Genomic DNA, 12,216 nt, shown 5'->3' on the forward strand with positions numbered 1-12,216 from the left:
AGGTCTTTATATCTACCAATATATTCATATGTTACCTCAACAGACCCGGGACTACAAGTTACAAAATTGAAGTTTATGGGTGATTTTTAAAGATTTTTTAGGTCTAACAGCATTAAGACCATTATGCAAAAGTCCTGGCTTTACAAAAAAAAGCCAGCCCGTAGGCTGACCTTTTAAGAAAATTTTACAATTTATAGACATTAGAAGCTTATATTTCATATTCTTTCATCTTTTCCTTATCGTCGTTGTACTCCGTCCTAATCTCATTTCGAAAAGAGCGCTCAACCTTACGCACATAGGAAAGTCTGCGAATATTTTTAACGGTGTCTTCTGCCCGATCCGCATTCATATATATAACTACATAATGCATACGCTTTGAAATAAAGTGGACATTTCCGTATTTCTCCAGATTACGGGCAGCCTTGATATCGCTTACCCAAATGATGTACCCTGTCCGCTCGGCAAACATTCGCTTCATCTCCCCTCCACTCGGTATCATTCCTATGACCTATCCACAGGAGCATTTTCCTCCGCTGCCACATCCGCCCTTTTTCACATTCGGATCGTTGCTCGGCACCTTAATGGTCTCGGACACGGAATATGCAATTGTTTCAGACATGGCATGAAGCATATCATCCAGCGCCTTTTCTGCCCGTTTGAACTCCTTAACATCCTCGAATTGTTCCAGTTCCAGCTCAACGACCTGCACTGCATCCTTCGCTTCATGATAGTTCGGATGAAAATGCCCAAAACGCTCCGTTTCCGCGAATAGCTCCTTTTTGGCATCCAGCTTGCGTACACACGCCTGAATAGACGGGTTCAATTCCACACGCTGTTTCCAATATAAATAATCCGATACCTCAAAGGATCGGTTGACCATATCGCCCAATTCATAGGCGTTAATAAGCACTTCTGCCATATTGACCGTATTCAATTCGGCTACGCTCATGAATGTTCATCTCACTTTATATAAAGTTCTACCCTGTAAAAGTAGACTCATTTATCATACCACATCCTTCTTTTGAGAAGAAGGAGTTTCATGCACTTCCTGGCTCTACTATGTAAAAGGAACCAGCAGCCGCATGTCTGACCATTCACTTGGCTGTAAAGCCGCAGGAGAAGGTGCTTCGTCATCCATTCCTGAGGCGTACCAGCCTGTGACAATCCATGGTGCACCGGGAACCACCGCCTCCGGTATCCATTTAACCTCTTTCCCACCGATTCGCAGTCCCACAGCAGCCTGCCAACGAATCGCTTGCTCGATCAACTGCCGGGCAGTGGAAGTATGGTAACTCCTCCATTCTTTTGTCCATGAGGAGGGGACTGTAGATCTTTCTGGAAAATAGTCAGACGGATCAGGCAGCGTGTGCTCTTGTTCGTAAAAATGCAGCGTGCGCCCAGTATAAACAAAACCTGCTCTTCCCTCTTGGGAAAATATAGAACGGGCTTGAGTAGGGTCGGACTCCATTTCACTGTTGGGGCTGCCTGAACTTATGTTCTCTGGTTCCAAAATCAATGGATAATGATGAGTCGGATCGTCCACACCTTCCAGTTCACGACGTGGACCTAATCCAATTGCAGCAAGCGTTTTTCGTATTTTGACAGCAGAGCTCGTCGGAATAATAAAGTCCCTGTCACCGAGCCGTTCCAGCAATCCTTCCAGTGCGGGATGGCGTGCAACCATGTCTGCATCCTCCTGTGTGCCACATCGCAAAAGTGTTACCGTTGCAAAAGCCGTCCGTCCGACATCGCCTGCCCACTGTTCTACCGCCATACGTACATGATCAGGCACACCTGTCCGGCTGAACTTGTCCAGAAGAGCAGGAATTGCTTTGGCTTCCATTCCTAACTCGATTGCCTCTGTAACACTTTCTCTGGTGATCCGGTATACTACCATCCGATCTCCTGTCACACGTTCACAGCAGCATTCCAGTCGCCAGCGCACATCATATGCCACATCTGGTGGAACCAATATTTCAAAATCAGGTTGTACATAAAAAGTACCTTGTTCTTGATGTGTATCCTCGTAATTATTGGGACGAAGCATATCTATCACAGATACATCCCAGCGAAAACACAGTTCGCCCGAAGCAGTCTGGCCCCAATCACCCATTCCAAAAGCAGTCAGGGCCTTCAGCCAACCCTTCAATTCCTCCATGAAAGGTCCATTGAAATTAAAATCAGATACCGTTTCTCCCGCAAACCCTTCCGTATTTGAGATTGTAGGAACAAGGTCTAAAAGGGCCCCTTTCTTGGAATCAGCTCCGTTCGTAATCTCCTGCTGGATTAGACCTACCTGAAGCATCCATTGCAGCAGACACTTGATAGATATCCACCCTTCTGTTCCTACATACTGGGAGACGGCACACAGCATATAGCGAAAATGCTGCATAGACGCTTCGGCCTTGCCGTATCTTTCCATGAGTGTAGCAAAAATATGCTTGCGCATTTGCCAAGCAGACAAACGAATCCAAGTCGCCAGTTCCGTTTCCTGAATGCGAAAAGACACAGTTTCTTTCACTAACAGACCCAAACTGAGTAGCAAATCCATCATTACCACCGTTTGAACTGGATACAGCTCTGCATGCGCATAATGCAACCCAAGACCCATCAGGTCCTCTGGGCGAAAGGGAGTCAGTTCATTCAATTTTTGCAATGACCGCTTATGTATAGTTCCTTTGGCCGTCAAAGGAACGCCCTGTACCGCAATACGTGACAATACATGCAGCAAGTCCGACTCCAGGCCTGTCATTGATTCATGTACCGTTATCGGATGATCCGAATGCATCATGTTCATTGGATTTTGCTCTAACAACATATCGTACAAATCCGGTAGCCGATGAACCGGAATATATAAAATTCGTTCGCCCCACGATTTGGTAACAGCCTCCAGCCAGCCTCGGACACGTAATCCACGTAGTGCCAGCTTCGTTTCGACTCCGCTTAACGCTCCCCGGGTAAGCTGTATTGGTTCTTCTTCCTTCATGGGCTGTCCCGCGTACCGGATAAAGCATCGTCTAAGCACCAGCAGCTCATCTGATGAAAGCTCATTCCAGCTGTCTTGCGTGTTCGTTACGCCCATTCTTGATTAGGCCTCCTTTTTCTTTCCACAATCAGGCTTATCATCCCGGCCTTCGATTGCCTCTGTCACACTAAATCTGCGAACCGCATATTCATAGCCTTGCTCAATCAGAAACAGCTGACGACGAGCTGCAAAATCTGTCTCCTTGCTATTCTCCGTCACTAGAGCATAAAAATAAGCTTTATTCTCGCCCGACTTTGGTCGCAAAATGCGGCCCAGTCGCTGCGCTTCTTCCTGACGAGAGCCAAAGCTACCCGATACCTCTATGGCTACTGCCGCATCCGGCAGATCCACCGCAAAGTTTGCAACCTTGGATACCAATAGGGTCCGAATTGTACCCTTGCGGAACGCATCAAACCAACGCACCCGCTCCGTCTGGCTCATTGAACCCGTAATCAGTGGGACACCGAGCTCCTGAGCCAATATACGCAATTGGTCCAAATATTGACCAATAATAAGCGTGGGCAAGCCACTGTGCTGCTGCACCAGGCTACGTACCGCCTCTAGTTTGACCGGATTTTCGGCTGCAATTCGGTACTGCTGTCTACCCTCGGCACGCATACTGCGCTCCAAAAGTTCAGCTGTCATTGGAAGCCGTAGCTCCACACAATCGACCTGAGCGATCCAGCCCTGTCGCTCCAGTTCCTTCCACGGCATATCATACCGTTTGGGTCCAATTAAAGAGAACACATCGCGTTCACAACCATCCTCTCGAACCAGCGTGGCTGTTAACCCTAAACGACGAGTAGCCTGAATGTCAGCCGTCGCCCGGAATACTGGCGCGGGCAGCAAATGAACCTCATCATATATAATGAGTCCCCACTTCCGCTCACTCAGTAGTTTCATATGCTCAAAATCCCCATCTTTGGTGCGACGGTGTGTCAAAATTTGGTAGGTCGCCACCGTAATCGGGCGCACCTCTTTTTTCTGACCACTATATTCCCCGATGGAATCGGCAGGAATATCCGTCTTTCGCTTTAACTCTTCTACCCATTGCCGTACAGAAGTAGTATTAGATGTTAGAATAAGCACTTCGCACTGAAACCGATTCATTACCGCCATACCTATCACTGTTTTTCCGGCTCCGCATGGAAGTACCAGTACACCACTCCCCCCTAAGCCGTCCGCTCCTTCAAACGCATCAGCGGCCTTTACTTGATAATCACGAAGCTGCAACTTCGTTTGTCCCTTTCCCAAGGTAAAACTAAGCTGATTCCCTTCAAGATAGCCTGCCGTATCCACAACGGGATATCCCAAGCGCGTTAATTCCTGCTTGAGCAAGCCCCGATTTTCGGGCGGGACCGATGCGCTTACCTCATCAACGCGAAGTAAACCAAGCTGTTTGAGCTCTTGCTTGGTCAGTAGCTCACCCAGTAAAGCGGGGGTCTCTGCTGCCAAGATCAAGCGATCACCCATTGTATAGCTGTTGGCTTTCCCTGTCTTTATACCTCCGTCTGGCTCATGCTCAGCACGGTATGCGCCAATCGTATCTGTGCTATAAGTTCGCTCTTCTTCCGTACTCTCCCGTGAAAGTGTCAACGTCCCATAACGAGAAACGAGCTGTTCAATATCCTTCAACAAATCACGTGGAATATCCCAACGGGACATGGAGTGCAAACTATTTTGAATGTCCTCAGCACTCCATCCGAGGGCAGCTGCGTTCCACAAAGACAATGGAGTGATGTGGTATGTATGAAAAGCGGACGGGCTTTTAACCAGCTCCGCATAAATCTGCAACTGTGAACGAGCCCATTCTGAACCGGGCAAGCCCATTTCCAGCAGAACGGTAAAATCACGTTGTACAATACAAGGATGATCTGGATTCATAACTACCTCCTGATAATCTAACAATACTCATTTTAAACTTATATAATAAATAGCTTATCCGTTTATTGGCATATCAACCAGAATAGCAAGGAGCCCAACCCATATTCGGGTTGAACTCCTGATTAGAAGCTCGGGGTAAAGACCTCCCCAAACTAATGCCTACTTAATTATTCTTCTAGTGGACCTGCTCGGAAATATGACTAAGCGCCTCTCCAGCGTTGTCTGCAAAAATATTACGAACAGCCAAATCACCGATCGAGACAATCCCGATCAGACGGTCTCCTTCCGTTACGGGCAAACGACGGATTTGCTGCTCTGCCATCAGTTCAGCTGCTTGGTCCACCGACATGTCCGCACTAGCTGTACGAATACCTGTCGTCATAACCGTATCGACCGAACCCGAACCCGAATTTTTAGCCGCATAACCGCGAACGACAAGATCACGGTCCGTTACTACACCGATCAACTTATCACTGCCTTCGCTTTCCACAACCGGAATAAAACCAGTATCATTGTCCTTCATTTTGACCGCAATTTCATAAATATTGTCCTGCGGGGTAACCGTTACGCATTTTTTAGTCATAACTTCCTGAACCTTTTTCATGGGTACTCCCTCCTTTTCAAGAGTAGGGTACCCCATTTCATTCAGCTCATACTCCAGATTGAACCGTTCCCAATTCAACTCATTTTAGCCCTTAATTGCCCCCTGCTTTTCGTTCCGCAGCGTATCCCGTAGACATCGCAATAAACAAACGAACCGCGTTAATCATAGCATCTTCATCAAAATCAAATTTCGGATGATGGTGTGGATAAACTGCTCCTTTAACTGGGTTACCCGCTCCTACGAACATGAAGCAACCTGGCACACGTTCCAAATAATACGCAAAATCTTCAGCAGGCATCAGCTTCGACGCTTCCTGTACATTCTCCTCGCCGAAAACTGATTTTGCTTCATTAAAGAAACGAGATGCTTCATGTGTGTCATTGACAACTGGTGGGTATCCCATAATATAGCGAAGCTGTGCTGTTGTACCGTATGTTGCGGCTGTAAGCTCCGTCACCTCATGCAGTCGCTCCTTCATTACCGTTCGTGTCTCCTCATCAAACGTACGAATCGTTCCACTCAAGCGACACGTTTCTGCGATCACATTTTGCGCAGAGCCCCCTTGGATGGTTCCCACCGTCAGCACGGCAGGTCGTAATGGGTCGACTGAACGGCTTACAACACTTTGCAGTTGCATTACAAGAGCTGAACCTGCCACGACACTATCATTCGTGGACTGGGGCATCCCAGCATGTCCACCCTTACCTGTGATTTCAATATAAAAATCGTCTGCCGCCGCCATCAACGGCCCTGCGCAACTCGCGGCCGTCCCGACCGGAAAAGGTGTCCATAAATGGATGCCATAAATGACATCCACACCTTCCAATATACCATCCTTTATTACACTGACCGCTCCGCCAGGCAGCAATTCCTCCGCAGGTTGGAACAACAACCGAATTTCTCCCTGCAGCTCGTCCCGGTTCAGACTGAAATAGTAAGCCGTTCCAAGCAACGCGGATGTATGTCCGTCATGGCCGCAAGCATGCATGGCTCCGTCCACGCTGGAGCGATATTCACATTCCTTTTCATCCTGAATAGGAAGAGCATCCATATCGGCGCGCAGCATGACGACAGGCCCGGGTTTAGCACCACGAATGGTGCCTACAACACCGTGTCCCCCTACCTGACGGCGAATCTCGATTCCCCAACTCTCCAACTTATCCGCTACAAAAGCTGCGGTTTTGCTTTCTTGAAAGGAAATTTCGGGATTCTTATGTAAATGTCTACGCCACTCCACCATGTTTTCTTGCAAACGATCAAACCAGATCTTATCTATCGCATGTTGTGTCATTCTGCTCCACCTCTCCTTTTAAAGCACCGGGCAAGTTCCCGAATTAATCTTGCAGCGTCACCACGTATGCACCGCTGCTCTCAAGTCTTCATTTTCATCCTATTGTAGCAGATATGGAATTGTTGCGATATCTGTTGCTCCAGGGAGGTTGCAGAAGCCCAACAAACATAATATGATAAAATGGATAAACGATAAAATGATAACCGTCTGCGAGGAATATACCTTGTGGCGAATACCGGGGGAAGCTGATATGAGAAATACGAAGCCGGAGACTCGAAGAAGAGGCACACCGGATTTTCAATTGCTGATCCTCACTTTGTTATTGGTTGGATTCGGTGTAATTATGGTATTTAGCTCCAGCTCCAGCGTAGCTCTGCTGAATAAAGAATACAATTTTGACTCTTTATATTTTGTGAAGCGCCAATCTGCATTTGCTGTACTTGGACTTTTTATTATGTTGGTAGCTATGAATATTAAGATGGAAAAATATAAAAAGCTTTTTGTACCTTTATTTTTCATAACTATATTACTGCTAATCATCGTTCTTTTTACAGGCTCACTTAACGGCGCAAAAAGCTGGCTCAGGTTTGGTAGTGTTGGCTTCCAGCCAACGGAGCTTGCGAAAATTTCCATCATTCTTTACTTATCCGCACTGATCGTCAAAAAAGGAGATCGTTTTAGAGATCTGCGAACTGGCTACATACCTGTAACAGTCATTGTAGGCTGTGTTGCAGGACTCATCATGCTTCAACCTGATTTAGGCTCCTGCTTCATTTTGGTTGCTACAAGTGGTCTGATTATTTATGCCGGGGGAGCCAGTGTAAAGCATATTACAGCATCAATTGTTCTGCTCGTGCTAGGCGCTTCCATCGTATTTGGCATTGGGTCGTTGTTTGGAGGAGATTCTGGAACCACAGATGGACAAGCTGCTGCCAAGCAAGATTACAAAATCGGACGCTTTCAAGCCTTTCTTAATCCCGAGAAATATAGACAAGGAACAGGATACAATCTGGTACAGTCCTTGCAAGCTATAGGTGAAGGCGGCTTAAACGGGTCAGGATTTGGTAAAGGTATTATCAAGCTTCACTATCTTCCTAATTCATTTAATGATTTTATCTTTTCTGTAATTGGTGAAGAATTCGGATTTGTCGGAACAGCCATATTCCTGATGCTATATTTGTATTTCATTTGGCGAGGCATGATCATTGCTCTGCGTTGCCATGATCCGTTCGGAACGTTGGTAGGCACTGGCATTATGGGTTTGATCGCCATTCAGGCCTTCATTAATATCGGCGGTGTAACCCAAACGATTCCAATCACTGGTGTAACGCTTCCATTTATCAGCTTTGGTGGCTCCTCCCTACTTGTCATGATGTTTTCCATGGGCATTATGCTCAGTATTTCTCGTGAGAACACCAAACAAGCGGTACAGGAACGCACCACAGGGGTAGCTGTCCGTAATGAAGTACCCAATCGCTTTCAAACGCGTAGAACCAACCGTTTTCGTTAAAAAAAAGAACTTCCATGGACCACTTACAACGGTGGCTTTGGAAGTTCTTTTGGTTATGTATAAAATACGGGAACCCTCTGCAAAAATGGCTATACTGTTGATTCACAAAACGAAAACTGGCGATTCTATAACCACCAGTTTTCGTGTTTTTATTCGGGTTATCCCACGGAATTCCCGGCATGTATACAATTGGTGAAAAACGTCAATTTATCGGTTCCTGATTCTTTTACACTGCGTCGTCCTTGAACGCGACACCTTCCACTTTTACGTTCACTTCCACGACCCGCAAACCCGTCATACTTTCGACGGCTTCTCGCACATTTTGCTGAAGAATTCGGGACACCTCATGAATAGGTGTTTCGTAGAGCACGATAATACGTAGATCAATGGCAGCTTCCAGCTGTCCAACCTCCACTGATACGCCTTTTTGCACATTTTTACCGCTCAGCCTTTTGGCCCAGCCTTCCGATAAACCGCCTGACATTGCAGCAATGCCCGGTGTCTCTAATGCGGCCATCCCGGCAATTTTACCTACGACATCGTTGGAAATCTTGATGTTTCCTGCTTCCAGTTGTTGAATTTGCTCTGCCATGACCTATGTCCCCCTTCATCCATCCTTTATTTGTATTGTAAAGCCTCAACCACTCCAAATGCAAACCCTACGTATGAAAAACAACTTTCGTTTACAACCTATATCATTTTGGGTATATTAATTTAGAAAATCCATACAAGTGACAGCTTTCACCAAACTTGTACACATCTATTGATATCGAGGTGCTCTTCATTGAAAAAATGGTTATCTCCCGCTTTGCTTATAGCGACATTTGCTCTTAGTGCAGTCGCTCATTACACGCATTGGAACGCTATAGCCCAATTTGTCATTTGTGCAATTTCTGTTGTTTTCGTAGCCGGTTTTCTCGGCAGGGCGACCGAAAGTGTCGCGCATTATGCTGGCCAACGTTTAGGCGGATTCTTAAATGCCACCTTTGGTAACGCAGCCGAACTGATCATCGCCATCTTTCTTGTTAAAGAAGGTCTTTACGATATGGTAAAGGCCAGTCTTACCGGTTCCATCATCGGTAATCTGCTGCTGGTGCTCGGAGCAAGTCTGTTCGCTGGCGGTTTGAAGTACAAAGTGCAAAACTTCAATATATCGCTGGCTGGATTAAGTGGTTCTCTGATGATTGTGGCTGTTATTGCCTTGTTCGTTCCAGCTGTCTTTCTGAACACACACGTTATCACGGATGGCGAATCAGATACGCTCAGCCTTATTGTCGCAGGCACGCTCATTGTCGCGTATATTGCGTGGCTTATTTTTTCTATGATTACGCATAAGGACTATTTAGCTGATGTGACCGAACAAAAAGATGAAGAATTGCCACATGAGCATGCCCCTGTGTGGTCCAGAAACAAATCCATTGCCTATTTGGTACTCGCTACCGTCATGGTCGCTTTTGTCAGCGAATGGCTGGTAGGTACACTGGAGGTATTTACGACCCAATTTGGGCTCAGCGAATTGTTTGTAGGTGCCTTCCTCGTTGCTATTATTGGTAATGCAGCAGAACACAGCGCTGCTATTTTACTGGCGATGAAGAACAAAATCGGTGCATCTGTCGAAATAGCTATCGGCAGCAGTTTGCAAATTGCACTATTTGTTGCCCCTGTGCTGATTTTTGTCAGTTACTTTATGGGAAACACGATGAATATTGTTTTCACCACAATTGAGCTGGTCGCCATTGCTGTCGCTGTATTTATCGCCAAATCCATCACCCAGGACGGCTCAACCAACTGGTATGAGGGACTCATGCTACTGGTAGTGTATGTATTGTTAGGTGTATCCTTCTTCCTTGTGTAGCTTTTAAGGTTTTAAAATGTGCATTAGGATGGTGGAAGGGCGATGCGCTTTCACCATCCTAAAAGAACATTTTTTTTAAAAAAGGCATCAAAAAAAGCATGCTCTCAAACTCCGCATGCTCTCATCAATTCAACCGTCTTCCTAATTGGCCTTATTATTCATGGCCTCATATAGAATAGCCAGATTGCGTTCCAGCTCACTGACCAGCTGTTTACCTACCATTTCCGGAAGAAGTCCAGCGCGAACCGCAAAATCCACTTCCTTGGAAAATCCGTACATCTGAGTATCCAGCACTTCCTCATAGAGAGGGCAATAACGGGTTGCCAGATTCTCCATCTGTACTTCAATAAGCTTCTTTATTTTATCTGCATCTTCCTGAAGCAGATTAATAGCCTTGATATTCAATTGTTCCTGCAAATCAGATGAAGTCATGGATTCTTCCCCCCTATGTCTCAATGTCGCACAAGACGTCCTATCCTTAATATTAGACCAAATTGCAGGCTAATACAAGAACCTGACAAAAAAAGCATCCCTACAGTTACAGGTAGGGATGCTTTTGCTTTAAGAATAAAGTTAGCTGGCTACTGAAATATGAAGTCCGTGCTTCTCGAACACCTCGATGATCGCTTTCTTAGCTTCCTCCGCATCTGGTCCATGAACGTGTAGTTCATAGCTATGGCTGCTGACTAGGGTCGTAAACAAGCCCAGTATACTTTTCACATCAATATACTTATTTTCGGAATGAAGGACGATGGAAGAAGTGAACTTGCTCGCCGTCTGTGCAATTTCAACAACAGCCGCGTTATTATTGGACATAGAGATCCCTCGCTTTACTGAATTGTCATGTATCGTTACTCATCCATAATAATACATTGAAATCGCTTTCTCAGCAAGAACGGATATCGTTATTTTAAATTTTCAGGGTTTAATGGTTCCAGCTCAGGCAGTACAAAGATGCCGTCTTTACGAATCAAAACATCGTCAAAATAAATTTCACCACCGCCATATTCTGGACGCTGAATCAACACCAAATCCCAGTGGATGGATGAACGATTACCGTTATCCGCTGTTTCATAAGCTTGACCTGGTGTAAAATGTAAGCTGCCGGCGATTTTCTCGTCAAACAAAATATCCTTCATTGGATGTAAAATGTGCGGATTAAACCCGATGGCAAACTCACCAATATAACGTGCTCCCTCGTCAGAATCGAGAATATCATTCAGCCGCTTCGTATCGTTACTCGTCGCTTCCACGATCTTACCATTTTCAAAACGGAATTTAACATTTTCAAAAGTAATACCATTATACAGGGTTTGTGCATTGTAGCTGATAGTTCCGTTAACGGAATCACGTACAGGCGCGCTGTATACTTCGCCATCCGGGATATTGCATTGACCTGAACACTTGATAGCTCCGATTTGCTTAATAGAAAAATTCAAATCCGTACCCGGTCCGCTGATCCGTACCTTGTCCGTCCGATTCATCAGGTCTGCTAATGCATCTTGAGCTTTGTCCATTTTTGCATAATCCAGATTACACACATCGAAATAAAAGTCTTCGAACGCTTCTGTGCTGATATTCGCCAATTGAGCCATGCTGTCATTCGGATAACGCAGCACTACCCATTTGGTGTGTTTCACCCGTTGTTCGCTATGTACCGCATGCTGATAAATGGAATTATACATTTTCATTTTATCTTCCGGCACATCTGACAGATCATTTACATTTTCACCTGCACGAATTCCGATATAGCAGTGCATTTGCTTCATCCGATTAAGGTCAATCTCAGCCCAGGTCTCCAGCATCTCCTTTGTCGCGTGACGAAGCATGGCGCTCTGTACCTTACGGTCTGTAAGTTGTACAAAAACATTTCCACCTTTTTTACCAACTTCATGAATGATGGCGTTGAGCAAGTCGCGCTCTGTACCAATCATTTCGATCAGTACATTTTCTCCAGGCTGCACTTCAACAGAGTAACCTACCAAATTTTCCGCCAGCTTAAGTATTCTAGGATCTTTCATGTAGTGTCTCTCCTTCTCTATTTCAT

The 12,216-nt window shown here is 45.7% G+C and carries 12 protein-coding genes; 2 read left to right on the top strand and 10 right to left on the bottom strand.

Annotation, left to right across the window (positions count from 1 at the left end; translation table 11 throughout):
• Window positions 1–208: 208 nt before the first annotated feature.
• The 6 genes from KAI36_RS16335 to KAI36_RS16360 form a co-directional block, all read right to left on the bottom strand.
• Entirely contained in the window at window positions 209–469 is a 261-nt protein-coding gene (locus KAI36_RS16335) for a YlbG family protein (RefSeq protein ID WP_023989316.1), read from the bottom strand.
• Window positions 470–508: 39 nt separating this feature from the next.
• On the bottom strand, window positions 509–949 hold the full coding sequence (locus KAI36_RS16340; protein WP_220025424.1) for a YlbF/YmcA family competence regulator: 441 nt from the start codon (window positions 947–949) through the stop codon (window positions 509–511).
• Between the two features lie 108 nt (window positions 950–1,057).
• On the bottom strand, window positions 1,058–3,082 hold the full coding sequence (locus KAI36_RS16345; protein WP_220025425.1) for a helicase-associated domain-containing protein: 2,025 nt from the start codon (window positions 3,080–3,082) through the stop codon (window positions 1,058–1,060).
• A 6-nt stretch (window positions 3,083–3,088) separates the two neighbouring features.
• Window positions 3,089–4,909 (bottom strand): DNA repair helicase XPB, encoded by a 1,821-nt coding sequence (locus KAI36_RS16350; RefSeq protein ID WP_220025426.1) that lies wholly within the window; start codon window positions 4,907–4,909, stop codon window positions 3,089–3,091.
• 175 nt (window positions 4,910–5,084) lie between these two features.
• Window positions 5,085–5,513 carry a CBS domain-containing protein gene (locus tag KAI36_RS16355; RefSeq protein WP_023989320.1) on the bottom strand — a complete coding sequence of 143 codons (429 nt, stop codon included), beginning with the start codon at window positions 5,511–5,513 and terminating at the stop codon, window positions 5,085–5,087.
• A 91-nt stretch (window positions 5,514–5,604) separates the two neighbouring features.
• Window positions 5,605–6,804: a M20 metallopeptidase family protein gene (locus tag KAI36_RS16360; protein WP_220025427.1), complete on the bottom strand. Its 1,200-nt coding sequence runs from the start codon at window positions 6,802–6,804 to the stop codon at window positions 5,605–5,607.
• A 250-nt stretch (window positions 6,805–7,054) separates the two neighbouring features.
• On the opposite strand from KAI36_RS16360, the gene ftsW reads away from it, so the two are divergent.
• Window positions 7,055–8,314: a putative lipid II flippase FtsW gene (ftsW, locus tag KAI36_RS16365; RefSeq protein ID WP_025723472.1), complete on the top strand. Its 1,260-nt coding sequence runs from the start codon at window positions 7,055–7,057 to the stop codon at window positions 8,312–8,314.
• 226 nt (window positions 8,315–8,540) lie between these two features.
• Here ftsW and KAI36_RS16370 read toward each other — a convergent pair whose 3' ends face one another.
• A complete protein-coding gene (locus KAI36_RS16370; protein ID WP_013310912.1) occupies window positions 8,541–8,906 on the bottom strand; it encodes an Asp23/Gls24 family envelope stress response protein in 366 nt (121 codons plus the stop codon).
• 192 nt (window positions 8,907–9,098) lie between these two features.
• Here KAI36_RS16370 and cax point away from each other — a divergent pair, with 192 nt between their 5' ends.
• Entirely contained in the window at window positions 9,099–10,169 is a 1,071-nt protein-coding gene (cax, locus tag KAI36_RS16375) for a calcium/proton exchanger (protein ID WP_071641588.1), read from the top strand.
• Window positions 10,170–10,310: 141 nt separating this feature from the next.
• Here the strand turns inward: cax and KAI36_RS16380 are convergent, their stop codons facing one another.
• From KAI36_RS16380 to KAI36_RS16390, 3 genes are all read right to left on the bottom strand, one after another.
• Window positions 10,311–10,601: an Fpa/YlaN family protein gene (locus KAI36_RS16380; protein ID WP_007431028.1), complete on the bottom strand. Its 291-nt coding sequence runs from the start codon at window positions 10,599–10,601 to the stop codon at window positions 10,311–10,313.
• Between the two features lie 141 nt (window positions 10,602–10,742).
• Window positions 10,743–10,985, bottom strand: a complete 243-nt coding sequence (locus tag KAI36_RS16385) for an HPr family phosphocarrier protein (protein ID WP_013310915.1) — start codon at window positions 10,983–10,985, stop codon at window positions 10,743–10,745.
• Between the two features lie 89 nt (window positions 10,986–11,074).
• Window positions 11,075–12,190: an aminopeptidase gene (locus tag KAI36_RS16390; protein ID WP_013310916.1), complete on the bottom strand. Its 1,116-nt coding sequence runs from the start codon at window positions 12,188–12,190 to the stop codon at window positions 11,075–11,077.
• Window positions 12,191–12,216 lie beyond the last annotated feature (26 nt).

This window comes from Paenibacillus sp. S02, from assembly GCF_019454065.1.
Taxonomy (GTDB): domain Bacteria; phylum Bacillota; class Bacilli; order Paenibacillales; family Paenibacillaceae; genus Paenibacillus; species Paenibacillus polymyxa_B.